Raw genomic sequence first — 24,228 nt, 5'->3', positions numbered from 1 at the left:
TGAGAATTTGGTCCCGCCGGGGTCTGTCGGCCCGAACGTCTGGTTGCGTACGGTCTCTTTCTGCAGCAATTGAATACCGAGGCCCGACGCCCGCGCCCGTCGGCCCAAGTCACGACTGACCACCTAAGGGGAGTGGGGTCGAATGTGGATCACGGATTGGACCTCCCGTGCGGCCTGTAAGGGTGCGGATCCTGACGCTTTGTTCGTTCAGGGTGCTGCCCAGAACCGAGCAAAGCTGATCTGCCGAGGATGCCCGGTCCGGACCGAGTGCCTCGCCGATGCGCTGGACAATCGCATCGAGTTCGGGGTGTGGGGCGGGATGACCGAGCGCGAACGCCGAGCGCTGTTGCGTCGGCGACCGGATGTCGACTCCTGGCGGGACCTGCTGGAGTTGGCCAAAGAAGAATATGAGCGGACGAATGAGCTGATCGCAGGCTGAGTTCGCGCCGATCCCGTACGGCTGGCGCCGGGCGCCAGCCGTACACGCATGTCATGGGCGGGTGAACGCGCGCGGCCACGCGCGTTCCCGCGTCCGCCTGTCGGCTACCGGGGGCCGGTTACCGGGCCGCGTCCGCCTGTCGGCTACTAGGGGGACCGGTTACTGGGCGGCCAGCAGGTTGCCCACCTCGCGCAGCCCTTCCAGGTCGTGCACGTCCTGCGGCATGGCGGGGACCCGTGCGACGGGCACCGTGGGATGGGCGGAGATGAAGTGTTCCTGCTCGCGTTGCTCGCGAGCGGCCAGCTGCATCCGGTCCGCGTGCAGCCGCAGTACGGCGGAGGTGAGCTCGTGCTCGCCGCGCGACTCAAGGTCTTCGGCGGCGGCGGTGCTCCGCGCCCCGGACAGCACGCCCGCGGGCGAGCGGTGCACCCGGTTGACCACGAGACCCGCCAGGGGCATGCGCTCCTCGGCCAGCCTCTCCACGAAGTAGGACGCCTCGCGTATCGCGTCGCGCTCGGGCGAGGCCACGACGAGGAACGCCGTTCCCGGGGCCTGCAGGAGTCGGTAGGTCTGGTCGGCCCGTGCCCTGAAACCGCCGAAGACGGCGTCCAGCGCGGACACGAACGTCTGCAGGTCCTTGAGGACCTGGGCGCCCAACAGCTTGTTCAGCGCTCCGGCGACGATGCCGAAACCCGCGTTGAACAGTTTGAACGCGCTCCGTCCCCCGGCCTTGGCGGGGGCCATGAGCAGCCGGATGAGCCGGCCGTCGAGGAAGCGGCCGAGCCGCTCGGGGGCGTCCAGGAAGTCGAGCGCGGAGCGGGACGGAGGGGTGTCGACGATGATCAGATCCCAGTCGTCCGACCGCCGGAGCTGGCCCAGCTTCTCCATGGCCATGTATTCCTGCGTGCCGGCGAAGCTGGACGAGAGGGACTGGTAGAAGGGGTTCGTCAGGATCTGGCGAGCTCGCTCGGGGTCGGCGTGCGCCTCGATGATCTCGTCGAAGGTCCGCTTCATGTCGAGCATCATGGCGTGCAGCCGGCCCTCGCCCTCGACGCCCACGACGAGCCTGGGAGTGTTGTCGAGTTCGGTGAGCCCCATCGACTGGGCCAGCCGCCGCGCGGGGTCGACCGTGAGCACCACGGCGGAGCGGCCGCGCTCGGCCGCGCGCAGTCCCAGGGCCGCGGCGGTGGTGGTCTTCCCGACGCCGCCGGAACCGCAGCAGACGATGATCCGCGTGTGCGGGTCGTCGACGATCGCGTCAAGGTCGAGGACCGGAGGGGTCTTCACGCTGCTCCTTGGGTGCGGATCGATTCCGCCAGCTCGTACAGCCCGGACAGGTCCACTCCGTCGGCCAGCAGCGGCAGTTCGTAGCTGGGGCGTGCGGCCTCCTGCAGCGTCAGCCTCTCGTCCCGCTCAAGCTCGGTGCGGCGGGCGTGCTCGGCGATCTCCTCGGTCAGCGCCTCGGCCATCGTGACCGCGGCGGAGCCGCCGTCGGTGAGCCCCGCGGCCTTGAGACCGAGCGCCAGCTCCGCCGGGTCGAACCGGTTCTCGGCGGCGGCCTCCAGGACGGAGCCGGGCAGCAGCGACTCGCGGACCATGTTGATGAAGACGCCCCCCTGTGGAAGCCCGGCGGCGCGGAGCTCGCTCAGGCCGTCCAGGGTCTCCTGGACCGGCATCTCCTCCAGGAGCGTGACGAAGTGCACGGCGGTCTCGGGAGAGGACACGACGCCGTTCACCAGGTCGGCATGGTTCTTGATCGGGCCGATCCTGGCCAGCCCCGCGACCTCGTTGGTGACGTTGAGGAAGCGCACGATCCTGCCGGTCGGCGGTGCGTCCAGCACGACCGCGTCGTAGATCCTCTTCCCGTCCTTGCCCTTGCGCCGGACGGCCTCGCTCGTCTTGCCGGTGACCAGGACGTCGCGGAATCCGGGGGCGATGGTGGTGGCGAAGTCGACGATGCCGATCTTGCTGAGTGCCCTGCCGGCTCTGCGCATGCCGTAGAACATCTCAAGATATTCCAGCATCGCCTCTTCGGGGTCGATGGCCAGCGCGTAGACGTCCCCGCCGTCGGGCGCGACGGCGATCTTGCGCTCCTCGTACGGCAGCGGCGGCAGGTCGAAGACCTGGGAGATTCCCTGTCGGCCCTCGACTTCGACCAGCAGGACCTTGCCGCCGCCCGCCGCGAGGGCGAGCGCGAGTGCGGCGGCCACCGTCGTCTTGCCGGTGCCGCCCTTGCCGGTGACGACGTGAAGGCGTACGCCGTCCCAATCGGTGTCGCGAGCTCTCACCTTTCGAAGGCTACCCAACGGTTACTTGGCAACTCTCCGGCGCCTTCCCCCGCGGATCTCGCGACGGCGCCGTCACCTGGCGGGCGTGAGACGGGCACGCCCGGTCGCGGGCGCCTGTGCCGAAGGTGATCGGGGGGCTTCCTTCGCCGATCACACTGGTCAGCAAGGCGGTGCTGGCCGGACGGCATGGAGCCGTACCCGTCCGGGGGGCGGGCACGCGGCCCGGGGAACCGGGTGCGGGCTCCTCGCTAATCGATCGGATGCGGAAAGTAAATATGTAGATTCTCACAGTGGACAGCCCTGATCATCGGTCCGCTTCCGGCGGTACCGGGGAGGGCCCGAGCCATACCGGCCGCTCGCGGGCCGGTAGTGGGCCGGTAGTGGGCCGGTAGTGGGCCGCCTGGCGGGAGCGGTCTCGCTAATGTGTCCCGCATGACGAAATGGGAGTACTCGACAGTGCCGTTGCTGGTACATGCGACGAAGCAGATTCTCGACAACTGGGGCCAGGACGGCTGGGAGCTCGTCCAGGTCGTGCCGGGGCCCAACCCCGAGCAGCTGGTCGCCTACCTGAAGCGGCCGAAGCAGTGACGGCCGAGGAGAGGTTGGCGGAGCTGGGCCTGACCCTGCCGGAAGTGGTGCCGCCGCTGGCGGCGTACGTCCCGGCGGTGCGTTCAGGTGACCACGTCTACACCTCTGGGCAGCTTCCGATGGTGGACGGCAAGCTGACGGCCAGTGGGAAGGTCGGCGCCGAGGTGGACGTCGAGGACGCCTACGAGCTCGCGAGGGTCTGCGCGCTCAACGCTCTCGCCGCGGTCGCGTCGGCGGCCGGAGGACTGTCGAACATCGTGCGGATCGTCAAGGTGGTCGGGTTCGTGGCCAGCGCCCCCGGCTTCACCGGCCAGCCGCAGGTCGTCAACGGCGCCAGCGAGCTGCTCACCGCGGTGCTCGGTGACGCGGGCAGGCATGCCAGGAGCGCGGTCGGTGTCGCCGTTCTCCCGCTGGACGCGCCGGTCGAGGTCGAGCTGATCGCCGAGGTTCGCTGAGGTTCGCTGAGGTCAGTGGACGCCCCGGCGTCAGCGCGGCCCTGACGGGCGTGGAGGCTCGCCGGCGGCTGACCGTCGGCGAGACCCGCCCGAGGCCATGAAGGGCCGCCGAGGGCCGCTGGAGGGCCGTGGAGGTGCCGCCGAGAGCGGTGGAGGTGCCGTGGAGAGCGTGGAGGCCCGCCGGTGGCCATGCCAGTCGTACTGCCCTGGCGGGCGGCGCTTCGGGAAGGTGGGCGCCGGCGGGGACCCCGTGATCGTCCGGGGCGGTGCTTCGGGAAGGTGGGCGCCGGTGGGGACCCCGTGATCGTCCGGGGCGGTGCTTCGGGAAGGTGGGCGCCGGTGGGGACCCCGTGATTGTCCGGGGCGGTGCCGTGTCACATGATGGACCCGGAAACCGAGTGATGTTCTGGCGGAGGGTCTCAAATGGGCGGTATCCCGCTTCCCGGTGAGTTCGGTCAGCGTGCGCGCGACATTCTGGCCGGGCGGACGGAGCCCGTCCCCGCACGAGACGCCGCCACCGTGGTCATCCTCCGCGAGGACGCCGACCAGGTGGAGGTCTACCTGATCCGGCGCAAGGCGAGCATGGCCTTCGCCGCGGGGGCCTACGTCTTCCCCGGCGGGTCGGTCGACCCGCGCGACACCGACCAGGAAATCACCTGGGCCGGTCCTTCGCCCGCGGCCTGGGGTGAGATCTTCCGCGCGGACGAGCAGACCGCGCGGGGCCTGGTGTGCGCCGCCGTGCGGGAGACGTTCGAGGAGTCGGGGGTACTGCTGGCCGGGCCGTCCGCGGAGTCCGTCGTGGCCGACACCACCGGCGACGACTGGGAGGCCGACCGGCTCGCCCTGATCGACAGGACCCTGTCCTTCGCCGACCTCCTCGGCAGGCGCGGCCTGGTCCTCCGCTCCGACCTGCTCCGTCCCTGGGCCCACTGGATCACCCCCGAGGTCGAGAACAAGCGCTTCGACACCCGCTTCTTCGTCGCGGCGCTCCCGCCGGGCCAGCTCACCCGCGATGTCGGCGGCGAGGCCGACCAGGTGGTCTGGGTCCGGCCCGCCGATGCGCTCGACCAGGGGAGGGCGGGCCAGATCTTCCTGATGCCCCCGACCTGTCGCACGCTCACCGAGCTGTGCGCCTACGAGAAGGTGTCCGAGACGCTCGCGGCCGAGCGTGAGATCGTGACCTTCATGCCCAAGATCGCCGAGGTGGACGGGGAAATGCGCATCGTGCTCGACGACGACTACGAGTTCGGTGCCCGGTGAGCGGGCTGCGGATCCCCCTGGAGGGGCCGGACGGGGCGGGTACGGAACACGCGCTCAACCTTCTCGCCCCGAACCCCTCGGAGATGACCCTGGACGGCACCAACACGTGGGTGATCGGCTTCGGGGAGGAGGTGCTGGTCGTCGACCCCGGCCCCGACGACGAGGAGCACCTCGCGCGGGTCGCGGGCCGGCTGGAGGGCCGCCGGGTCGTCGCGATCCTGCTGACCCACGGGCACCATGACCACAGCGGTGGTGCCGCGAGGTTCGCGGGGCTGGTCGGCGCGCCCGTCAGGGCACTGGATCCCGCGCACCGGCTGGGTGAGGAGGGGCTCGGCGACGGCGACGTGCTCACGGCAGGAGGCCTGGAGCTGCACGTGGTGGGCACGCCAGGCCACTCGTTCGACTCGCTCTGCTTCTGGTTGCCACAGGACAGGGCGATCCTCACCGGCGACACCGTGCTCGGCCGCGGCACCACCATGATCGCGCCGGACGGCGACCTGGCCGACTACCTGCGCTCCCTGGACCTGCTCCGGGCGAGAGCCGAGCAGGTCGGGGCCGAGGCGCTGCTGCCCGGTCACGGCCCGGTGCTCCCCGATCCGATCGGCGCGCTCGACGGCTACATCGCGCACCGGCGGCGTCGGTTGGACCAGATCCGGGAGGCCAGGGAGCGGGGGGCGGCGACGCCTCGCGAGATCGTCGAGATCGTCTACGCGGACGTGGACAGGTCCCTCTGGTTCGCCGCCGAGATGTCGGTCCGCGCGCAGCTCGCCTATCTGGACGGCTAGTGTTCCGTTCCTCAAGGGGGACAGAGCCTGGGCCGCGTGCGGCCCGACCGGTCAGCGCGAACGGTTGTGCAGCCGCTCCAGGTCCATGATGACCACGGCCTTGGCCTCGATGCGCAGCCAGCCGCGCTGGGCGAAGTCGGCCAGCGCCTTGTTCACGGTCTCGCGGGAGGCGCCGACCAGCTGGGCCAGCTCCTCCTGGGTGAGGTCGTGGTGGACCCGCACGCCGTCGTCGACCCGCTGGCCGAAACGATCGGCCAGGTCCAGCAGGGCCTTGGCCACCCGTCCGGGAACGTCTGTGAAGACCAGGTCGGCCAGCACGTCGTTCGTACGGCGGAGGCGTTGGGCCAGGGCGCGCAGCAGGTGAAGGGCGACCTCGGGGCGGCCGGTCAGCCAGGGGCGCAGGTCGTCGTGTCCGAGCCCGGCCAGCAGGACGTCGGTCAGCGCTGTGGCGGACGCCGTGCGGGGACGGGGGTCGAACAGGGAAAGCTCGCCGAACATCTCGCTCGGGCCGAGCACGCTGAGCAGGTTCTCCCGGCCGTCGGGTGCGGTACGGGAGAGCTTGATCTTGCCTTCGAGCACCACGTAGAGGCGATCTCCGGTCTCGTTCTCGCTGAAAAGGGTCTGCCCTTTGGCGAGACGTACCTCGGAGATGCTCGTGCGCAGCGCGGCGGCGCTCTCACGGTCGAGCGCGGCGAACAGAGGGGCCTTGCCCAGCACGTCGTCGGAGTTCACAGTGCCTCCTGTTTCACGGCTCACGCAGTTATTGTGACCCATCCCACCGAGCGGCTCTGCGGGGGGCCTTGAGCGTAGGCTGTCGGAGTGCTCCGCAATGTCAGCCCCGGTGGTGAATCCCAGCTTGCCCTGGTACGTCGAGCTCGGCGAATGGACCGGATCTTGGCGAAGGCCTATCCCGACGCCCATTGCGAGCTTGACTTCGGCAATCCTCTTGAGCTGCTGGTTGCGACGATCTTGTCCGCACAGTGCACGGATAAAAGGGTCAATACGGTCACTCCTACCCTTTTTGTGAAATATCCCACAGCAGAAGACTATGCCGGTGCCGACCGGGCCGAGCTGGAGGGGATCATCCGGCCCACCGGGTTCTTCCGGGCCAAGAGCAACAGCATCATCGGCATGGCCCAGACCCTGTGTGAGCGCTTCGGCGGCGAGGTCCCGGGAAAGCTCAAGGATCTGGTGACCCTGCCGGGAGTCGGCCGCAAGACCGCCAATGTGGTGCTCGGCAACGCCTTCGGGGTGCCCGGAATCACCGTCGACACCCACTTCCAGCGGCTCACCCACCGCTTCCGGTGGACCTCGGAGACCGACCCGGTGAAGATCGAGCGGGTCGTCGCCGAGCTCATACCGAAGCGCGACTGGACGATGATGTCCCACCGCTTGATCTGGCATGGCCGCCGCGTCTGTCATGCCCGCACGCCGGCCTGCGGAGTGTGCCCGCTCGCCGAGCTCTGCCCCTCGTACGGCATCGGCCCCACGGACCCCGCCCAGGCCGCCAAGCTGGTGCGTCCCGGCCCCTTCTCGTGATCTTTCCTTCATCGGTGCGGTAAGACCGCTTCCCGGTCCCGGTGGATCCGCTACCATCCCGCCGGGCCCGGGAAGCGCGGAGCGGGGCGCCGTGTTGCAGAGGACCGGAGGTGTGCCCGTGGAAGAGGTTCCCGGATGGTTGGAAACGCTGGCGGAGCGGGTCGCGGGAACGCCGGTGCCCTCGATGATGCGTCCGCCGGCGGCCGGCGGGCGCCCGGCCGCGGTGCTGCTGCTCTTCGGCGAGGGGCCGCTCGGTCCGGACGTGCTGCTCATCCAGCGGAGCTCACGCGGGCGCACACACGCCGGGCAGCCCGCGTTCCCGGGCGGCGGGGTGGACCCGGAGGACGACGGCCCGATCGCCGCCGCGCTGCGCGAGGCCGGTGAGGAGACCGGTCTGGATCCGACGGGCGTCCAGGTGATCGGGACCATGCCCGAGCTGTACGTGAGCCGCAGCGACAACCGGGTGACCCCGGTGCTGGCCTGGTGGCACACGCCCTGCGTGGTCCACGCGGCCTCGCCGGACGAGGTGGAGTCGGTGGAGCGGGTCCCGATCCGCGAGCTCGTCGACCCGGCCAACCGGATCAGGCTGCGCCATCCGAGTGGTTACTCGGGGCCGGCTTTCCGGGTGCGCGGGCTGCTGGTGTGGGGGTTCACCGCGGGAGTGCTCGACGGTGTGCTCGGCCGTTCGGGTTTCGAGCTTCCCTGGGATCGTTCACGGATCGAGGACATCCCGCCCGACGTCCTCAACCTCGCGTCCCGTTGACAGGGCCAGGCCCAGTCGAGCCCAGTCGGCCACGTCCCCGTCGGGATCGAGGGTCAGCCGTCGCAGCGCTGCCAGGCCCGTCGGGTCGGGTGGGTTGCCCATGATGTTCGGCAGCGCGTAGGCGGCCCCGTACCTGATCCGGGGATCGGCGTGTTCGGAGAGGGCGATCACCGACGGTAGCCCGCGGCGGTCCCTGAGGTGGCCGAAGGCGATCAGTACCGAGTAGAGCACCAGGCAGTTTTCCTCACGGACCGACAGGCCGCGAAGCACCGGCAGGGTCCGGTCGACGAAGCCGAGCCGCCCCAGGATGTCGACCCCGAGCATCCGCTCGGCCGTGGTCTTTCCCGAGCAGAGTCTCCGTGCCGCGGTGAAGGTCTCCAGATCGCCCCGTTCCTGCAGCTGGGTGATCACGCGCCAGCGGGCCGCGCCCTCCTGATCTCGCTCCCGCAGCGCGGTCTCGATGAGAGCCCCCACGGTCGCCGCTCCTCCGATCATCGCCATTCGGCCACGATAACCGCAGAGACCTCGCAGAAGGTGTGCACGCGCGGGGCAAGGGCTGGATACCGTAAAGGAGTGAGCGGTGATCTCCTCGACCTCATCCTGATCGCCCTGATGGTGGCCTTCGCGGTGTCGGGATACCGCCAGGGGTTCATCATCGGGGCCCTGAGCTTTGTCGGTTTTGTCGGTGGCGGGTTGCTGGGCATGTTCATCGCCCCGCCCATCGCCGGAGCGGTGGTCGACGGTGAGACCGAGCGGGCGCTGCTGGCGATCGTCATCGTCTTCCTCGCCGCCACGATCGGTCAGTTCGCGTCGTCGACGATCGGCGCCGTGGTCCGCAGCCATGTCACCTGGGAGCCCGCCAAGATCGTCGACGCGGTCGGCGGCACCTTCGCGAGCGCCTTCTCAGTGCTGATCATCGCGTGGCTGATCGGCTCGCTGATCACCTCCTCGCAGTTCACGCTGCTCGGGGAGCAGGTCAGTAAGTCCCTGTTGATCAACACGGTCGATCAGACGATGCCGAAGCTGGCCAGGGACCTGCAGAAGCCCTTCAAGGACTTCATCGACACCTCCGGCTTTCCCAGGGTGTTCGACGGCATAGCGGGTGGCCAGTTCGTCGAGGTCGCGCCACCCGACCGGAGCGCGCCGAAGAGCGCGGCGCTCTCGCGGGCCCGCCGGGGCATCGTCAAGGTCCAGGGCGTGGCCGCCAGCTGCCGCAAGCACATCGAGGGCACCGGGTTCGTCTACGCCCAGAACAAGATCATGACGAACGCGCACGTGGTCGCCGGGGTCGACCAGGACCTTCAGGTCATCGACCACCTCAACAACGTCCACCCGGCCCAGGTGGTGCTCTACAACCCCGACAGGGACATCGCGATCCTGCACGTCCCCGGCATGAACCTGCCGATCCTGCGCTTCGACGGCACGGCCAAGAAGGACGACGACGCCATCGTCGCGGGCTTCCCGCACGGCCAGGGTTACACCATGAGCCCGGCCCGGATCAGGGACCGGCAGAAGGCTCAGGGACCCAACATCTACGAGCACAAGACCGTCAACCGGGATGTCTACTGGATCCGCGGCCTGGTCCGGCAGGGCAACTCCGGCGGGCCGCTGCTCACCACCGACGGCAAGGTCTACGGCGTCGTCTTCGCGGCGGCCACCGACAGGGCGGAGACCGGATTCGTGCTGACCGCCGCCGAAGTGGCGCCGGACGCCGAGGACGGTTCCACGTTGTCCAATCGGGTGGACACCCAGAAGTGCACCCGGAACTGATCAGGTCTTGGCCGGGTGAGGTGATCGGCGCGTCGGGCGGCAGGTGATCAGGCCACGGACGTCCCATCCGGGGAGGCCCCTGGGCTCGCCCCCTTTGGCGGAACCCGGTGCCGGATCAAGTCTCTGATCACGGCGATGGCCGTTTCGGCGTCCAGGTCGTCCAGCCTCCCGGCCGCCACGGCCATCTCCTCGTACGGGGTGCCGTACCGGCTGATCCGGTCGGCGCCCCGGGCGAACAGCGTCGCGGCTCCCCTGCGGTTGCCCCGCTGCAGGTGAGTGAGGCCGACGCAGATCTGCGCCAGTCCCTGCCACAGCTCGCGCTCCTGGGCGGGGGAGTTCTTCCAGCGGCCCTCCAGCACCTCGTGGGCGTGGAACGGGCGTCCCTCGCCGAGCAGCCGATGCGCCTCGGAGACGGCCTCCGCCGCGCTCGGCGCGTAGTCGTCCGGGATGCGTTCCACGCCCTCCGCGCCGTGCGGCAGCGGCCTCCCGAACGCGTCGCGGGGACGCCGGTTGCGCGGCCTCCCGTCGGCATCCCGGTCCCGTCCGTTCACCGGTCGGGCTCCGGATCGGACAGCCAGGCGAGGAGCTCGGCGTCGAACTCCGCCGGGCGCTCCTCGTGCGGGAAGTGCCCGGCGCCTTCGAGCAGCCGCCACCGGTAGGGAGCGGCCACGTAGCGGCCCGAGCCCTGGGCGGTACGGGGCAGGACATGCCTGTCGAGCGCGCCGTGCAACTGCAGAGTCGGTACGTTGATCTGGGCGCGCATGGTCTTCGCGTAGCGCCACCCGTCCGGGCGGAGCTGGGAGCGGCCGAACCAGCGGTGGTACTCCAGCGCACAGTGCGAGACGTTGGGGATGCGGAACGCGTCGCGGTAGACCTTCGCCACCTCCTCCTGCGGCCAGCCGGGAGCCGACCACTTCTCCAGCAACTGCCCCACCATGGCGCCGGAGTCGGCGGTCAGGCGCCGCTCGGGAAGCACCGGCAGCTGGAACCCCAGCGCGTAGCGGGCCGCGCGGAACTGGCCGAACGGCTCGGTGAACAGCGCGGCGCGGAGACGGCGGGGGTGTGGCGCGGAGACGGTGACCAGCCGCAGGACCGCCTTCGGATCCTTCACGGCCATGGTCCAGGCGAGCAGCCCGCCCCAGTCGTGGCCGACGACGATCGCGGAGCTCTCGCCCAGTGCCCTGACCAGCCCGGCCGCGTCGGCGGCCAGGGTGTACAGGTCATAGCCACGTGGCGGCTTGTCGCTGGCGCCGTAGCCCCGCAGATCGACGGCGACGGCGCGGTAGCCCGCGGCCGGCAGCGAGACAAGTTGGTTGCGCCAGCTCCACCAGAACTGCGGGAAGCCGTGTAGCAGCAGCACGAGAGGGCCCGTACCGGCCTCCACGACGTGGAAGCGAGTGCCTCCGGCATGGACGGCGTGGTGGGTCCACGGACCCTCCACCCTGACCATGGACTCGTCGGGTCTGCTCACTGGCCCGGTCTCACCGGGTCGCGATGGCTGCCCACCTGACCGGCCGTGACCGGAGTGGCGGGAACGGAGTCGAGTTCGGCTCCGCTCTTGATGGTCTTGAGCGAGCGCAGGGTCCGCCTCATTCCGGTCAGGCCCTTGAGCCGCCGAACGCCGACGAAGACCAGCAGCCCGGCCACGACCAGATAGAACACCGTGACGATCAGGAAGGCGAGCCAGGTCCACAGGCCTGCGGCGACCAGGCCGTAGGCGATCGCGAACGAGGCGAGGATCAGGCACAGGTGGGCCATGAACGCCGCGGCACCGAAGAGACCCGCCGCCACGCCGACCCGTTTGGCATCGAACCTCAGCTCGGCCTTGGCCAGCTCGATCTCGGCGCGGACCAGGGTGGACATGTGGTCAGTGGCCGCGGCGACCAGCGCGCCCAGTGACTCCTCCGGTGGCTCCGCGGGCGGAATATGTGTCATGGACGGTCTCCTATCGAGGGCCTCTGTCGAACATCATGCTGCGCCCTGAGGCGGTCGTGCACGCACACCCGCGGTGGGATCGTCGCCGGAGCCGGTGTCGCGAGCACGGCTGTGGTAATCGCGCATGTGTCATCGAATATCTGCGTCGTCAGGACTTCAGACTTTAGTCCGGCCGTACGGGGGTCGGTGAGGTCCCAGTCGTCCGGTGGTGGAAATCCGCGCTACCGGGCGTTCCTTCGGGCCGGCAGGGCCCTTCAAGCCGACGGGGCCCTTCAGACCGGCGGGGCCCTTCAGATCGGCGGGGTGCGGAGACCGGGCAGGACCACCGGGTGGTTTTCCGCCCCGCGCCCTGACCGGGATGGCGGCGGGCCGTGAGAACTCTGCCAGCCGATTCGTTTCCAGCCGATTCGTTTCCGGCCGATTTGTTGCGGCCGATTCGTTTCCGGCGCCGGATGACGGCACCGGTGGGGAGGTTGGCACGGCCGAGGGCTACCCCGGCGGCGGGGCGCCGAACCTCGTGGGACGGCGAACATCGCGGGTCGCCGAACATCGCGGGTCGCCGAACATCGCGGGATCGCCGAACATCGCGGGTCGCCGAATATCACGGGGGCGGCGGGTGGAGCGCCCGAGCGTGCGAACCTCCGTCGCGGGAGGGCAGACCCCGGGTGGGCAGACCCCGGGTGGGCCATGGCTCCTGGTCCACCCGGGTCTTCCGGTTCGCTCAGTCCTCGCTCTTAGCGCTGGGCAGCTTCTCCGAGATGAGATTCATCACCGTGCTGTCGGCCAGCGTGGTGACGTCGCCGATGCTGCGGTTCTCCGCCACGTCGCGCAGGAGACGCCGCATGATCTTGCCGGAGCGGGTCTTGGGCAGCTCGGGCACCACCAGGATCTGACGGGGCTTCGCGATCGGGCCCAGAGTCTTGGACACGTGGGCGCGGAGCTCGGCGGCGATGTCCGCTCCCTCCTCGGCGTTGCCGCGCAGGATCACGAACGACACGATGGCCTGCCCGGTCACCGGATCGGTGGCCCCGACCACGGCCGCCTCGGCGACCTTCGGGTGGGAGACCAGCGCCGACTCGACCTCGGTGGTGGAGATGTTGTGCCCGGAGACGAGCATGACGTCGTCCACGCGGCCGAGCAGCCAGATGTCGCCGTCCTGGTCCTTCTTGGCGCCGTCGCCTGCGAAGTACATGCCCTCGAAGCGGGACCAGTAGGTGTCGATGTAGCGCTGGTCGTCGCCCCAGATCGTGCGGAGCATCGACGGCCACGGGTCGCGGATCGCGAGGTAGCCGCCACCGCCGTTGCCGACGCTGCGGCCCTGGTCGTCGACCACGTCGGCGGTGATGCCCGGCAGCGGGCGCATGGCCGCGCCGGGCTTGCCCTCGGTGACGCCGGGCAGCGGGCTGATCATGATGGCGCCGGTCTCGGTCTGCCACCAGGTGTCGACGACCGGGGTGCGGTTGCCGCCGATGTGCTCGCGGTACCAGACGTACGCCTCGGGGTTGATCGGCTCGCCGACGCTGCCCAGGATCCGCAGGGACGACATGTCGTACTTGGCGGGGATGTCGTCGCCCCACTTCATGAACGTGCGGATGGCCGTCGGGGCGGTGTAGAGCAGCGTGACCCCGTACTTCTGCACGATCTCCCAGAACCGGCCGCGGTGCGGGGTGTCCGGGGTGCCCTCGTAGATGACGCTGGTCGCGCCGTTGGCCAGCGGGCCGTACACGAGGTAGGAGTGGCCCGTCACCCAGCCGATGTCGGCGGTGCACCAGTAGACGTCGGTGTCGGGCTTGAGGTCGAAGACCGCGTTGTGGGTGTACGCGACCTGGGTGAGGTAGCCGCCGGTGGTGTGCAGGATGCCTTTGGGCCTGCCGGTGGTGCCGCTGGTGTAGAGGATGTAGAGCGGGTCCTCGGCATCGTTCGGCAGCGCCTCGTGGACGTCGGACTGCCGGTCCACCACATCGTGCCACCAGACGTCCTTGTCGGTCTGGCCGACCTCCTGGCCGGTCCGCCTCACGACCAGGACGTGCTCGATGCCGGGGCACTCCGCGACCGCCTCGTCCACGGTCGGCTTGAGCGCGCTGGGCGCGCCGCGACGGTAGCCGCCGTCGGCGGTGACCACGATCCTGGCGTCCGCGTCCTTGATCCGGCCGCTGAGCGCGCTGGAGGAGAACCCGCCGAACACGACCGAGTGGATCGCTCCGATACGGGCGCAGGCCAGCATCGTGATCGGCAGTTCGGGGATCATCGGCATGTAGATCGCGACCCGGTCGCCCTTGCCGACGCCCAACTCCTGGAGTGCGTTGGCTGCCTTGGAGACCTCGCGCCGCAGGTCGGCGTAGGTGAGCGTGCGGCTGTCGCCCTCGGGCTCGCCCTCCCAGTGATAGGCGACCTTGTCACCGCGGCCCGCCTCCACATGGCGGTCGACGCAGTTGTAGGCGATGTTGAGCTCGCCGCCGATGAACCACTTGGCGAAGGGCGGGTTCCACTCAAGGGTGGTGTCCCAGCGCTTCGACCAGGTCAGGCGGTCGGCCTGCTTCTCCCAGAAGGCGAGACGGTCCTGCTCGGCCTCCGCATAGGCGTCGGCGGTCACGTTCGCGGCCGCGGCCAGGTCTGCGGGAGGTGCGAACCGCCGGGTCTCGTTCAGCAGGTTCGACAACGTCTCCTGGGTCTCACGAGACTCGGAACCAGGGGTCTCCGGGGCCACTGCGCACTCCTCACATACTGCTATCGACGGGTCGTGTCCCACTTCACCAGGCCACGCATGCCCGCCACAAGAGGTCTAGACAGGTCCGTACCAATCGGTGATGGGAGATCATGTGCCTTCAAAGTGCCTTAATTTCAGGGGGACAACTACCCTGAAACGATGCGTTTCCGACACGGTAGGAAGATAGACGGCGTTATTCAATGTCTACGGACACGGTAGTGCGCCGGGCGGTGTCATGCGCTCGGCGAACGGTCCGACCGCCGCTCTCCGGGGCGGTGGGGAAGCCCCGCCGCCTGGCCGAGGCTCCGCGAGGCGGTCCCGATAGGGTCGTGCAGCGTGAGCGACCCATTGGATGTCATCGCAGGAATGCCCGGAGTGTCCGAGGCGGTCACCGACGCGCGCAAGGCCGTCGACCGGCTTTACGGGCACCGCGTACTGCGGCGTAAGAGCCCGGAGGTGTCGGCCAGGTCCGCTCTGCGCGGTGCCCGCGCGTCAGCCGCACTGGAAGGCGTGGACATCCCGCTCGATGTCATCCCCGAGGTCACCGACCCGGTGGTACAGGGCGCGCTGCGCGTCTCGGCCGAGCTGGGGCGGCTTGGCCCGACCTGGCGTACGGCGCCCCGCCAGGTGCTGGCCAGGCTGCACACGCTCGCCGCCTCGGGGCTCACCAAGGACCTCGGCCGCCCCAGGGACACAGTCGAGGCGCCCGATCCACTCGGTCTGGGGGCCGCGCCCGAACCGCAGGAGGCGGTGGCGCGGGTGGATGGTCTTGTCCAGCTGGTAACGGCCTCCTCGAAGGCGCCGGCGCTGGTGCTCGCCGCCGTCGTGCACGCGGAACTGGCGGTGTTGCGCCCGTTCGGGTCGGCGGACGGGGTGGTCGCGCGGGCGGCGGAGCGGCTGACGCTGGTGGAGTTCGGCCTGGATCCGAAATCGCTGGTGGCCGTCGAGGTGGGCCACCTCGAACTCGGGCCGGCCTACGGGGAGGGACTGCGGTCTTACCTGAGCGGTACCCCCGAGGGTGTCGCGGCGTGGGTACGACACTGTGCGACGGCGGTCACGCTGGGCGTGCGCGAGGCCACGGCGATCTGCGAGGCCATGCAGCGAGGCTGATCTCCGGGGAGCGAGGCTGACCTCTGAGGAGCGAGGCTGACCTCTGAGGGAGGCGCCGATCCCGGCAGAGGGCGGACGGCCGCGGCAGGGGGGGGCGGACGGTCGCGATGAGGGCGGTCGGGCACCTCGGTGGCCGCTGCCCGCGCTTGTCCGATCACCCGGGGTCGTCGATTACGGACACCCACCGAACACCTGTCCACACGAGCCGACGGCGCCCCTGGTAGGGGGCGCCGTCGTCGGCACGTTCCTACCGGGTTACCAAGCGTGCACCTGATAATCGTTGAAACGGGACAAGCCCGCTTCAACGCGCCTCCCGCGGCTGACGGCGCGTGGGTACCCGGCGGTCGTGCCCGGACACGTGGTCCGTGCAACCTTTGTACGTCCGATCCGCGCTGATGGGAACCCCTAGGGGCAAAACCTTTGCGGATCGAGGGACATTAATCAGCAAACCCACTCATATGCCATCCTGCGTCGCGCGCGGCCGACCGATGCCGTCCGCGCGGGCGGGGGCGGGCTCCGGCAATGATCACTTAACGTAGTCGCGGCTCGTCCGGGCGAGGAGCGTGTCCGGGCCGGACGGTATCCGGAGACTGGATCGTTACATTAAAAAACTAGTGGGAATTGAGGATTACTCCTCGACGAAACTTGAGTTGATCGGGCAGCATGAGTTGGTATCTCCCCAAACTGGAGTAACTGCGCATAGGTTGCACCGCAATCCCTTGCCATACTCTGGTTGGCCGTTGAAGCTTTCTTCTGAAACGGGACCGGCTCTACCCCCCCAGAGCCGGACCGGTCGGCGACCCCCGTCCTCCCCCCGACGGGGGTCGCCTTTTTTCCCAGCGGTCACTCCCACCCCGGTTCCCCGGTGTGACCTGCCGGCGCACCCGAACGCGCGAGGCCGGCCCGCCGAGGTGTTTCGCTTGCCCGGGGCCTTCCACGCTTTCTCCCGGACGCTGGTTTTCCACAGGCCGGGTCACCTGGGAGCCGGCCGTCCACAGTACGGCGTTCGGTGCCTCGGGGATGGGGGGCCCTCGCGGAGGGTGGGGTCCCCGCATCCCAGGAGGCATCAGTGGACCGCCCGCTGGTCATCACCGAAGACCATGATCTGCTCGACGACCTGCTCCGCATCGCCGCCGCGGCCGGAGCCGAGCTTGACGTCGCCCACGCGCCCGCGCACGCCAGGCCCTACTGGAACCGTGCGCCGCTGGTCGTCGTCGGTGACGACCTGGCAGGCGCGCTGGCCTCGACCGGACCGCCACCTCGCCACCGTGTTTTCCTGGTCACCCGCACCTGCGACGACCCCGACACCTGGCGCAGGTGCGTCGCGGTCGGTGCCCAGGCCGTGCTGGAGCTGCCCGCCGCGGAGCGTCGGCTGGTCGACGAGTTCGCCGACATCGTCGAGCCGCCCGCCAAGCCCGGATTCGTGGTGTGCGTCGCGGGCGGGCGCGGCGGAGCGGGGGCCAGCGTCCTGGCCGGTTCGCTGGCGCTGGCCGCGTCCCGTCGGCGCATCCGCACCCTCCTGGTCGACGCCGACCCACTTGGCGGAGGTCTGGATCTCCTCCTTGGCCAGGAGGAGTCCGACGGAGCGCGCTGGTCGGACCTGGTGGCCCGCGAGGGCAGGGTCAGCTGCACAGCGCTCCAGGCGGCCCTGCCGACCTTCGCAGGACTGGCCCTGCTCTCCTTCAGCCGTGGCGAGATCGAGCCGATCCCGGCCGAGGCGATGCGCTCGGTCCTCGAAGCGGGGCGCAGGGGCTTCGATCTGGTGGTCGTCGACCTGCCGCGCCACCTCGACCAGGCCGCGGTGGAGGCGCTCTGCCGGGCCACCACCACCCTCCTGGTCGTCACCGCCGACGTGCGTGGCGTGCTCGCCGCGGCACAGGTGCTCGTCTCCTTGCGCGAGCACACCGGTGAGGTGCGGGCCGTTGTGCGCAGCGGGGTCCTGACCGACGACGTGGTGACGGGCTCGCTCGGCGTCCCGCACGGCGGTAGCCTCCCCGACCAGCCTCGTCTCGCCGCCGCACTCGACCGGGGGGACGTTCCCCCGCTCGGCCGCCGCACCTCTCTTGGACGGTTCTGCGCCGCTTTCCTACACGAGCTGCTCGGGTCGGACAGGTGAGGCGGGCCGAGAGCGCGGCGACGGTCTCGCCGGAGCTGGTGGAGGCGGTCCGGGTACGGCTGGCCCGGACGGGAGTCGAGCCCAGTGCCGCGCACGTCGCGGTTGCGCTGCGGGCCGAGCGGGCGATGCTCGGCGACGCGGAGATCCTGGCGGTGGCCCGGGTCCTGTGCGCCGATCTCATCGGAGCGGGGCCATTGGAGCCTTTGCTGGCCGAGGACCAGGTCACCGACGTGCTGGTGAACGGCCCGCGTGAGGTGTGGGTCGACGACGGGCACGGGCTGCGCCTGACCTCGGTCGTCTTCCCCGGCGAAGACGCGCTCCGGCGGCTCGCGCAACGTCTCGCCTCCGCCGCGGGCAGGCGCCTCGACGACGCCTGCCCCTATGTCGACGCCCGCCTGGCGGGAGGTGTCCGGCTGCACGCCGTCCTGCCGCCCGTGGCACCAAATGGCACCTGCCTGTCCTTGCGACTCCCGCCCCGGCGCACCTTCACCCTTCACGATCTGGTCGAGGCGGGTGCGATCAGAGCGGAAAGCGTCGCCGTTCTCACCGCGGTGATCGAGTCGAGGCTCGCCTTCCTGGTCACCGGTGGCACCGGGACCGGCAAGACGACCATGCTCTCGGCCCTGCTCTCCCTGGCGGACCCCGGCGAAAGGCTGCTGCTGGTTGAGGACTCGGCCGAGCTGAGACCGCTACATCCCCACGTCGTCCGCCTGGAGGCACGCCCGGCCAATCTGGAGGGCGCCGGTGGCGTCGGCCTGCGTGACCTCGTCCGTCAGGCCCTGCGGATGCGCCCCGACCGTCTCGTCGTCGGTGAGGTGCGGGGTTCCGAAGTAGTTGATCTTCTAAATGCTTTAAACACCGGTCATGAGGGAGGCTGCGGCACCCTGCACGCCAACACCGCGACCGATGTGCCGCCCCGTCTGGAGGCACTGGCATGCGCGGCGGGTCTCAGCAGGGAGGCGGTCCACAGCCAGATCGCCGCGGCTCTGGACGTCGTCATCCACCTCGCTCGTGACCACGCCGACGGGCGCCGCCGGGTCGCCGAGATCTGCATGATGATCCGCCGCCCCTCGGGGCTGGTGGAGGCCGAACCGGCCCTCACCTTCGCCCCGGACGGCCAGATGACTCCCGGCCCCGGCCTGCCCGCGCTCGCAGCCCGAGCGCCCGGCGTTCCCGCCTCGCCGACTCCCCGACGCAGGCCCTACCCGTCGATATCACGGTCGGCGGTATGACGGGAGCCGCCCTGGTTCTCGCCACCCTGGCGGTGTGGTTGTGGACGGGTGCGGATCCCGGTACCGCCCGCCTGGGCCGCCTGCGCCGTCGTGGCCCGGTCGCCTCGCTCTCTTCGCGGGAGAGGCTCGCCGCTCACTCGCGGCCCTCCCGGCGCGCGGCCGCCTGGCGGGTCGCGTCGATCGAGCTGTGCCAGGGACTCGCCGCCGAACTGACGGCGGGACGGACGGCCGGTGACGCGCTGGCGCGGGCCGTGCGGGCAGCGGGGTTTCCCGATCCCGAGGCGCTGCGCCCGCTGGTCGCGGCCGCGAGGGACGGCGGTGACGTCCCCGCCGCTTTATTGGCCGTGGCGCCGGAGCAGGGAGGCGAGGCCTTCCGGGCACTGGCCGCCTGCTGGCAGGTGAGCATGACAGCGGGGGCGGGCCTGGCCGTCCTTGTCGATCGTGTCGCCGCCTCCCTGCGAGAGGCTCAGAGGCATCGCCAGGACGTCGCCGCCCAACTCGCGGGACCCCGCGCCACGGCCCGCCTGCTGGCAGGTCTGCCCGTCCTCGGCCTGCTGATGGCGGCCGGTCTCGGCATGCGCCCGCTGCACTTCCTGTTCGGCGGTCCGGCGGGCGTCGGCTGTCTGCTCGTCGGCCTGGCACTCGACGCCTGTGGCCTGTGGTGGACCCATCGCCTGGTCACCCGGGCACAGCGGGGCTGACCTCCCAGTGGTCCGGATCGCGAGAAGGAGAGAAAGTGATCACTCTGCTTGCCGTGCTGCTCGCCGGCATCGCCGCCCGGCTGTGGATCGCCCGGCGCGAACCCGCCGACCGGCTCCGCCGCGCACGGCGCTCGGCGCATCCGGCCGAGTTTCCGAAGGCCGAAGCACCCACGTTTTTCCCGGTTACGGGGACGGTTCGAGACTCGTTCGCGGGAACGGTTCGGGATCCGTCCATGGGGATGGTTCGGAGTCTGCCTGTGCGGACGGCTCGGAACCCGGTTGCGAGGACAGGCCGGGGTCTGTCCACGGGGACGGCTCGGAACCCGGTTGCGAGGACAGGCCGGGGTCTGTCCACGGGGACGGCTCGGGATCCGGTTGCGGGAACGGCCCGTGGTCCGTCCGCCGGAGTGGTTCATGATCTGGAGGGAAGGCGGCGGACGAGCCGGGGTGAGATCGCGGCGGCCCTCGCCGTGGGGCTGGCGGCGTTCCTGGCCGTGGGGGGTCTGCCGGGAGCGGTCGTCGGGGCGACAGGTGCCGGGATCGCGCTGGCGGTGCTGCGGCGGCGAGAGTCACCCGAACTGCGCGAGGAACGCAGGCGGTTGACGGCGGATCTGCCGCTGGCGGCCGATCTCATGGTCGCCTGCCTGCGCGCGGGCCAGCCGATCAGCGGAGCCGTCGATGTCACGGCGGAGGCGATCGGGGGACCACTGGGTGAGAGACTGGCCTGGGTGAGCGGCCAACTGAGACTGGGGGCCGCACCGGAGAGCGCCTGGCAGGCTCTGGCCTCCGAGCACTCGCTCGCCCCTCTGGCCCGCGCCATGAGCCGGGCCGCGGCGAGCGGTGCCCCGGTGGCCGACGTCCTCACCAGGCTGTCCGACGACTCCCGCCGCGCCGCCCGCGCCGCATCGTCGGCGGCCGCCCAACGGGTCGGGGTCCAGGCAGTCGCTCCCCTGGGACTCTGTTTCCTGCCCGCGTTCGTCTTTCTGGGGATCATCCCCGTCGTGGCCGGCCTCGCCGGCGAGGTGCTTCTCCCCTCCTGACCGTCACCAAGGTCACGGCCGAGATCCATTTTGCCGAGAGCTGGGTCCATTCCGCTGCGGGCGATGAGGCCAAGGCGGAAGTGGCTCGGGACAACGTGCTCCGCCTGACCGGTGACTACCGATATCGAGCCAACATTCTGCTCCACGAGGCACTCTGCATGCTCGTCAAGGGTATGCGTCGCGCGGTGGCGGTGATCGACACTCTCTCACCCGCCTACCGCAGCCGCCACATCATCGAAGCCGTCCCCGCCGCCCCCGCAGGGCCAGGCCAAGAGCTGAACTACCGGCCGTGGCGGGTCACCGTGGTACGGCGTCGCCGACGCATCCAGATCCAGGGCCACGCGAGCCCGGCGGTGCAGACCAGCCAGGCGATGTCACCGATAGTCCAGACGGGGCGGGTGACGCTGCGGCCGACCTGCATGGACTGGTTGACGTTGACGTAGACCTGTGGCGGGGCGGGGTGGCCGTGCTGGGGCGGGTAGTGGCCGTGCGGGTCCGGTGGGGGGTGGGTCACGGCATCTCCTGAGCGTGGAAGGGGGTGCGTATGACGCAGATTCGGCTGGCTGATCTAGCGGCCGTGTGGTGGCGGTGGGTAGTAGCCGGGCGCCTGCTGGACAGGGATGGTGCGGGTGACCCGCCACCCGATGAAGGTGATCGGGATGGCGACGAGGAGCCACAAGCCGATCGTGAAGATGGCCAGCCACCAGTGGATGAAGAACCACAGGCAGGCGTGGACGATGAATGTGATCGGGTTGAAACCGCGTTCGCGCACGGTCGTCATTTGGACAGGCCCGTACCCGTAGGGCTGTGGCTGCCCGTAGGGACCTTGTGGCGGGTAGGTCATAGCTTCTCCCGGTACGCGGTGGTGCGTGTGTGACGCCCGAGTTCGCCCCCCGGGTTGCTGCTGGCCGGATGCGGCCATACATGACTATCTACTGCGAGGAGTGCGAGTGACCATGCCTGCTGGCGAAGCAACTCTCGGTGAGGTCGCCCGAACTTTGGATCGGTTCGAGCGTTCCACCAATGCGCGCCTCGCGGAAGTGGCCGCTTCCATTTCTCTGATGGTTACCCGTGACCTGTATGAGGCGCACCGGGCCGCGATGCTCGACGACATCGCCCAGCTGCGAAGCGAACTGAAAACCGAACGGGAATGCAAGGCCGCTGACCGGCGCATGGTCACCGCCGCCCTGATCTCCGCCGCCCTGATCTCCGCTGCCCTGTCCCTCGTCGTAGCGATCGTCGCCGCCGCGCTGCTGGTGGCGTTCAGGCTCAACTCCTGAGGGGAGCATCATGGCCATTGAGCTCGTGACCCGCAAGGACTGGGGCGCCCGCGCACCGAAGGGCCGCTACGACCCAGCCGTACGAAGGGTGCGAAGGTTCACTACGTCGGCACCCCCGTCGACCCGGCGATCCTGGACGACCATGCCAAGTGCGTCGTGCTCGTGCGCTCCATCCAGAAGCACCACATGGACGGCAACGGCTGGATCGACGTCGGCTACAGCCTGCTCTGTTGTCCGCACCGGAAGGTCTTCGAGGGGCGCGGCCCGGGGAACGTGCCGGCCGCCAACGTCGTCGGCCTCAACAGCGCCCACTACGCCGCTTGATCCCAAGGGGTGAAGGCAATCGGACCTTTCGGAGAATCGATGAGTTCGGGACCTACAGGGAGAAGTAGGCACCCGGCCCTTGTTGAGCTTTTTCTTTTGGGAGCCTCGACGGACCGATCGTTGAGGAGTGGTCCGTGGGGGAACAGCGACGTCCATTGACGTTGGAAGATCGCGAGGAAATCTCGCGATGCCTGGCCGTCGGTCTCTCGAACAAGGAGATAGCGCGGCATATCGACCGGAGTGAGTCGGTGGTATGTCGGGAAATCCTCCGTAGCGGTGGTCGTGAAACGTATCGTGCTCATGCGGCGCAAAGACGCGCCGAGGCGGGGAGGCGCCGCCCAAAAGACCGGAAGCTGGACGGTGATCCCTGCCTGAAGCGGGCGGTGGTGTCGCGGTTGCGGCATGGGTGGTCACCTGATCAGATCGCGGGCCGGCTGAAGTATGACCGGTGTTTCGCGGAGACGGTGGACACGGTGTCTCATGAGGCGATTTACACCTGGATGTACGCGCTGCCCAAGGGAGAGCTGGGCCGGCTCGGTATCGAGTTGCGGTCGGGCCGTGAGCGCCGCAGGCCTCGTGGGCGGCAGGGCTCGCCCGGTGCCCGGATTGCGGGGATGCGCTCCATCGACGAGCGTCCGGCCGAGGTGGAGGGTCGTGAGATTCCCGGACATTGGGAGGGGGATCTCATTGTTGGCGCGAGGGGGGCAAGTGCGGCTGGAACGTTGGTCGAGCGGAAGAGCCGGTTCACTCTTATTGTCCCGCTGCCGTTCGGCAGGACGGCCGAGGCGGTCTGCGATGCGTTGATCGACACGGTCCGGGATGTTCCGTCCCAGCTGATGAAGTCGATTACGTGGGATCAGGGCTCGGAGATGGCCAGGCATACCGCGCTATCGGTCAAGACTGATATCGATGCCTATTTCGCTCACCCGCATGCGCCGTGGGAGCGCGGAACCAACGAGAACACGAACGGGCTCATTCGGGAGTACATTCCTAAAGGGACGAAGATTTCCAGCGATCCCGCCTTTCTGAATTCTGTGTCTCAATCTCTCAACACTCGCCCGAGGCGTATACTTGATTACAGAACGCCAGCCGAAGTGTTCGCCGAGATGCTCTCCGAACTTGCTTCCACCGATTGATACCGCCGCCACCTGTGACTTTTGCATGGCCACGGACAGGTTGTCAATGGCGACACGCACTTGGCCAGTGACAACCTGTGGATGCCGCCCTTCGCGCAACTCACCTGACTAGCTGATCTCATCCAGTGTAGAACTACTGAATGCTTATGCCCGATCAGCGTACGAACCTCGAAGAAGTCGTGCTCACGTGATCGTCGCCCCCAAAAGCACGGCGCTCATGATGTCAGGAGTGAGGGTTACTCCGGTCAACCGATGCGCCAAGACCATGAGTTCTTGAACCCCTGCCAGCCTGCCCGGGCCGCAAGGTTCGCGATTGGGGTTTATGCCAGACCTGCGCATTTCAGTGAGCAGACGATCGGGATCGCTCCCATAGCGTCGGCGCGGCGACACCGGATCGAAGTTGGTGACTATCTCGCCGTTGACCGCGTAGACGAACCGGCTGGACGCGTACGGATGCTTCAGCACGACGACGACGGTGGTCTCCTGCGCCAGCCGCGCCAAGACGTCGGAATCGTCGGCCGTCCAGCCGTTGACCTGGAAGATCACGGCCCAGCCGCTGAAGTCGCCTGCGACGATCGTGTCGGGGGAAAGGTCCCCGTCCATCAGCTGCTCCAACGTCTGTGGCCGGATCGTGCCCTGATCCGCACCGATGCGCAGCAACGCCGTTGACGGTTCCGTGTCCTTCACGAAAGCGAGGCACCAGATATCCCCGAGATCCCATCCATCGACCAGCCAGGACATATCTCCACTCATTCAGGCT

At 69.3% G+C, this 24,228-nt stretch carries 27 protein-coding genes; 17 read left to right on the top strand and 10 right to left on the bottom strand.

Translation table 11 applies throughout. From position 1 onward, the window contains the following. Positions 1 to 142: 142 nt before the first annotated feature. Positions 143 to 439: a WhiB family transcriptional regulator gene (locus OIE13_RS29020; protein ID WP_012887233.1), complete on the top strand. Its 297-nt coding sequence runs from the start codon at positions 143 to 145 to the stop codon at positions 437 to 439. A 159-nt stretch (positions 440 to 598) separates the two neighbouring features. Here OIE13_RS29020 and OIE13_RS29015 read toward each other — a convergent pair whose 3' ends face one another. Beyond that, positions 599 to 1,726 carry an ArsA family ATPase gene (locus tag OIE13_RS29015; protein ID WP_326646540.1) on the bottom strand — a complete coding sequence of 376 codons (1,128 nt, stop codon included), beginning with the start codon at positions 1,724 to 1,726 and terminating at the stop codon, positions 599 to 601. Next, positions 1,723 to 2,727, bottom strand: coding sequence for an ArsA-related P-loop ATPase (locus tag OIE13_RS29010; RefSeq protein WP_326646541.1), 1,005 nt, complete (start codon positions 2,725 to 2,727; stop codon positions 1,723 to 1,725). The genes OIE13_RS29015 and OIE13_RS29010 overlap by 4 nt, the downstream gene beginning before the upstream one ends. Positions 2,728 to 3,159: 432 nt before the next feature. On the opposite strand from OIE13_RS29010, the gene OIE13_RS29005 reads away from it, so the two are divergent. The 4 genes from OIE13_RS29005 (at position 3,160) to OIE13_RS28990 (ending at position 5,815) form a co-directional block, all read left to right on the top strand. Next, positions 3,160 to 3,315, top strand: coding sequence for a DUF4177 domain-containing protein (locus OIE13_RS29005; RefSeq protein ID WP_012887236.1), 156 nt, complete (start codon positions 3,160 to 3,162; stop codon positions 3,313 to 3,315). Next, positions 3,312 to 3,770, top strand: a complete 459-nt coding sequence (locus OIE13_RS29000) for a RidA family protein (protein ID WP_326646542.1) — start codon at positions 3,312 to 3,314, stop codon at positions 3,768 to 3,770. Before OIE13_RS29005 ends, OIE13_RS29000 begins: the two co-directional genes overlap by 4 nt. Before the next feature lie 423 nt (positions 3,771 to 4,193). Further along, positions 4,194 to 5,030: an NUDIX hydrolase gene (locus OIE13_RS28995; protein ID WP_326828991.1), complete on the top strand. Its 837-nt coding sequence runs from the start codon at positions 4,194 to 4,196 to the stop codon at positions 5,028 to 5,030. After that, the gene (locus OIE13_RS28990; protein ID WP_326646544.1) at positions 5,027 to 5,815 is read left to right on the top strand and encodes an MBL fold metallo-hydrolase; all 789 of its coding nucleotides are present in this window, start codon (positions 5,027 to 5,029) and stop codon (positions 5,813 to 5,815) included. Before OIE13_RS28995 ends, OIE13_RS28990 begins: the two co-directional genes overlap by 4 nt. A gap of 51 nt (positions 5,816 to 5,866) precedes the next feature. Here the strand turns inward: OIE13_RS28990 and OIE13_RS28985 are convergent, their stop codons facing one another. Next, entirely contained in the window at positions 5,867 to 6,589 is a 723-nt protein-coding gene (locus OIE13_RS28985) for a Crp/Fnr family transcriptional regulator (protein WP_326828990.1), read from the bottom strand. 45 nt (positions 6,590 to 6,634) lie between these two features. On the opposite strand from OIE13_RS28985, the gene nth reads away from it, so the two are divergent. Together nth and OIE13_RS28975 are read left to right on the top strand one after the other, a co-directional pair. Next, positions 6,635 to 7,354: an endonuclease III gene (gene nth, locus OIE13_RS28980; protein WP_326646546.1), complete on the top strand. Its 720-nt coding sequence runs from the start codon at positions 6,635 to 6,637 to the stop codon at positions 7,352 to 7,354. Positions 7,355 to 7,472: 118 nt separating this feature from the next. Next, positions 7,473 to 8,117, top strand: a complete 645-nt coding sequence (locus OIE13_RS28975) for an NUDIX hydrolase (RefSeq protein ID WP_326646547.1) — start codon at positions 7,473 to 7,475, stop codon at positions 8,115 to 8,117. Here the strand turns inward: OIE13_RS28975 and OIE13_RS28970 are convergent. Beyond that, complete coding sequence (locus OIE13_RS28970) at positions 8,067 to 8,618, bottom strand: HEAT repeat domain-containing protein (protein ID WP_326646548.1); 552 nt, start codon at positions 8,616 to 8,618, stop codon at positions 8,067 to 8,069. The genes OIE13_RS28975 and OIE13_RS28970 overlap by 51 nt on opposite strands. Before the next feature lie 72 nt (positions 8,619 to 8,690). On the opposite strand from OIE13_RS28970, the gene OIE13_RS28965 reads away from it, so the two are divergent. Beyond that, positions 8,691 to 9,887: a MarP family serine protease gene (locus OIE13_RS28965; RefSeq protein WP_326646549.1), complete on the top strand. Its 1,197-nt coding sequence runs from the start codon at positions 8,691 to 8,693 to the stop codon at positions 9,885 to 9,887. A gap of 47 nt (positions 9,888 to 9,934) precedes the next feature. Here the strand turns inward: OIE13_RS28965 and OIE13_RS28960 are convergent, their stop codons facing one another. From OIE13_RS28960 to acs, 4 genes are all read right to left on the bottom strand, one after another. Continuing rightward, positions 9,935 to 10,438: a DUF309 domain-containing protein gene (locus OIE13_RS28960; protein WP_326646550.1), complete on the bottom strand. Its 504-nt coding sequence runs from the start codon at positions 10,436 to 10,438 to the stop codon at positions 9,935 to 9,937. After that, complete coding sequence (locus OIE13_RS28955) at positions 10,435 to 11,358, bottom strand: alpha/beta fold hydrolase (protein WP_326646551.1); 924 nt, start codon at positions 11,356 to 11,358, stop codon at positions 10,435 to 10,437. Before OIE13_RS28955 ends, OIE13_RS28960 begins: the two co-directional genes overlap by 4 nt. Continuing rightward, positions 11,355 to 11,822, bottom strand: a complete 468-nt coding sequence (locus OIE13_RS28950; RefSeq protein WP_326828989.1) for a phage holin family protein — start codon at positions 11,820 to 11,822, stop codon at positions 11,355 to 11,357. The genes OIE13_RS28955 and OIE13_RS28950 overlap by 4 nt, the downstream gene beginning before the upstream one ends. A 721-nt stretch (positions 11,823 to 12,543) precedes the next feature. Continuing rightward, on the bottom strand, positions 12,544 to 14,529 hold the full coding sequence (gene acs / locus OIE13_RS28945; protein ID WP_326828988.1) for an acetate--CoA ligase: 1,986 nt from the start codon (positions 14,527 to 14,529) through the stop codon (positions 12,544 to 12,546). Positions 14,530 to 14,865: 336 nt separating this feature from the next. Between acs and OIE13_RS28940 the strand changes: the two genes are divergently transcribed. The 6 genes from OIE13_RS28940 (at position 14,866) to OIE13_RS28915 (ending at position 21,171) form a co-directional block, all read left to right on the top strand. Continuing rightward, positions 14,866 to 15,639, top strand: coding sequence for a Fic family protein (locus tag OIE13_RS28940; RefSeq protein WP_326828987.1), 774 nt, complete (start codon positions 14,866 to 14,868; stop codon positions 15,637 to 15,639). A 1,069-nt stretch (positions 15,640 to 16,708) separates the two neighbouring features. After that, positions 16,709 to 17,755 carry a septum site-determining protein Ssd gene (gene ssd, locus OIE13_RS28935; RefSeq protein ID WP_326828986.1) on the top strand — a complete coding sequence of 349 codons (1,047 nt, stop codon included), beginning with the start codon at positions 16,709 to 16,711 and terminating at the stop codon, positions 17,753 to 17,755. After that, positions 17,752 to 18,987, top strand: coding sequence for a TadA family conjugal transfer-associated ATPase (locus OIE13_RS28930; RefSeq protein WP_326828985.1), 1,236 nt, complete (start codon positions 17,752 to 17,754; stop codon positions 18,985 to 18,987). Before ssd ends, OIE13_RS28930 begins: the two co-directional genes overlap by 4 nt. Then, the gene (locus OIE13_RS28925) at positions 18,984 to 19,688 is read left to right on the top strand and encodes a type II secretion system F family protein (protein ID WP_326828984.1); all 705 of its coding nucleotides are present in this window, start codon (positions 18,984 to 18,986) and stop codon (positions 19,686 to 19,688) included. The genes OIE13_RS28930 and OIE13_RS28925 overlap by 4 nt, the downstream gene beginning before the upstream one ends. Before the next feature lie 407 nt (positions 19,689 to 20,095). Continuing rightward, entirely contained in the window at positions 20,096 to 20,728 is a 633-nt protein-coding gene (locus tag OIE13_RS28920) for a type II secretion system F family protein (protein ID WP_326828983.1), read from the top strand. Positions 20,729 to 20,808: 80 nt separating this feature from the next. Continuing rightward, on the top strand, positions 20,809 to 21,171 hold the full coding sequence (locus tag OIE13_RS28915) for a hypothetical protein (protein WP_326828982.1): 363 nt from the start codon (positions 20,809 to 20,811) through the stop codon (positions 21,169 to 21,171). Positions 21,172 to 21,296: 125 nt separating this feature from the next. Here OIE13_RS28915 and OIE13_RS28910 read toward each other — a convergent pair whose 3' ends face one another. Beyond that, entirely contained in the window at positions 21,297 to 21,509 is a 213-nt protein-coding gene (locus tag OIE13_RS28910) for a hypothetical protein (protein WP_326828981.1), read from the bottom strand. Between the two features lie 169 nt (positions 21,510 to 21,678). Between OIE13_RS28910 and OIE13_RS28905 the strand changes: the two genes are divergently transcribed. The 3 genes from OIE13_RS28905 (at position 21,679) to OIE13_RS28895 (ending at position 23,468) form a co-directional block, all read left to right on the top strand. Further along, entirely contained in the window at positions 21,679 to 22,008 is a 330-nt protein-coding gene (locus tag OIE13_RS28905) for a hypothetical protein (protein WP_326828980.1), read from the top strand. Positions 22,009 to 22,164: 156 nt separating this feature from the next. Continuing rightward, positions 22,165 to 22,332, top strand: a complete 168-nt coding sequence (locus tag OIE13_RS28900) for a hypothetical protein (RefSeq protein ID WP_326828979.1) — start codon at positions 22,165 to 22,167, stop codon at positions 22,330 to 22,332. 134 nt (positions 22,333 to 22,466) lie between these two features. Then, entirely contained in the window at positions 22,467 to 23,468 is a 1,002-nt protein-coding gene (locus OIE13_RS28895; RefSeq protein WP_326828978.1) for an IS30 family transposase, read from the top strand. 183 nt (positions 23,469 to 23,651) lie between these two features. Here OIE13_RS28895 and OIE13_RS28890 read toward each other — a convergent pair whose 3' ends face one another. Continuing rightward, entirely contained in the window at positions 23,652 to 24,209 is a 558-nt protein-coding gene (locus tag OIE13_RS28890) for a DUF6461 domain-containing protein (RefSeq protein WP_326828977.1), read from the bottom strand. Between the last annotated feature and the right edge of the window lie 19 nt (positions 24,210 to 24,228).

Source organism: Streptosporangium sp. NBC_01810, from assembly GCF_035917355.1.
Taxonomy (GTDB): Bacteria; Actinomycetota; Actinomycetes; order Streptosporangiales; family Streptosporangiaceae; genus Streptosporangium.
Note: the sequence above shows the minus strand (reverse complement) of the source record. Positions and strands in the feature narration are given on the sequence as shown.

What these genes read in the sequence shown, in the direction of transcription:
- OIE13_RS29020 (WP_012887233.1), top strand. Translation starts at nt 143, where the DNA reads ATGTGGATCACGGATTGGACCTCCCGTGCGGCCTGTAAGGGTGCGGAT.
- OIE13_RS29005 (WP_012887236.1), top strand. Translation starts at nt 3,160, where the DNA reads ATGACGAAATGGGAGTACTCGACAGTGCCGTTGCTGGTACATGCGACG.
- OIE13_RS28995 (WP_326828991.1), top strand. Translation starts at nt 4,194, where the DNA reads ATGGGCGGTATCCCGCTTCCCGGTGAGTTCGGTCAGCGTGCGCGCGAC.
- OIE13_RS28985 (WP_326828990.1), bottom strand. Translation starts at nt 6,589, where the DNA reads ATGGGTCACAATAACTGCGTGAGCCGTGAAACAGGAGGCACTGTGAAC.
- OIE13_RS28970 (WP_326646548.1), bottom strand. Translation starts at nt 8,618, where the DNA reads ATGGCGATGATCGGAGGAGCGGCGACCGTGGGGGCTCTCATCGAGACC.
- OIE13_RS28950 (WP_326828989.1), bottom strand. Translation starts at nt 11,822, where the DNA reads ATGACACATATTCCGCCCGCGGAGCCACCGGAGGAGTCACTGGGCGCG.
- OIE13_RS28925 (WP_326828984.1), top strand. Translation starts at nt 18,984, where the DNA reads ATGACGGGAGCCGCCCTGGTTCTCGCCACCCTGGCGGTGTGGTTGTGG.
- OIE13_RS28910 (WP_326828981.1), bottom strand. Translation starts at nt 21,509, where the DNA reads ATGACGACCGTGCGCGAACGCGGTTTCAACCCGATCACATTCATCGTC.
- OIE13_RS28890 (WP_326828977.1), bottom strand. Translation starts at nt 24,209, where the DNA reads ATGTCCTGGCTGGTCGATGGATGGGATCTCGGGGATATCTGGTGCCTC.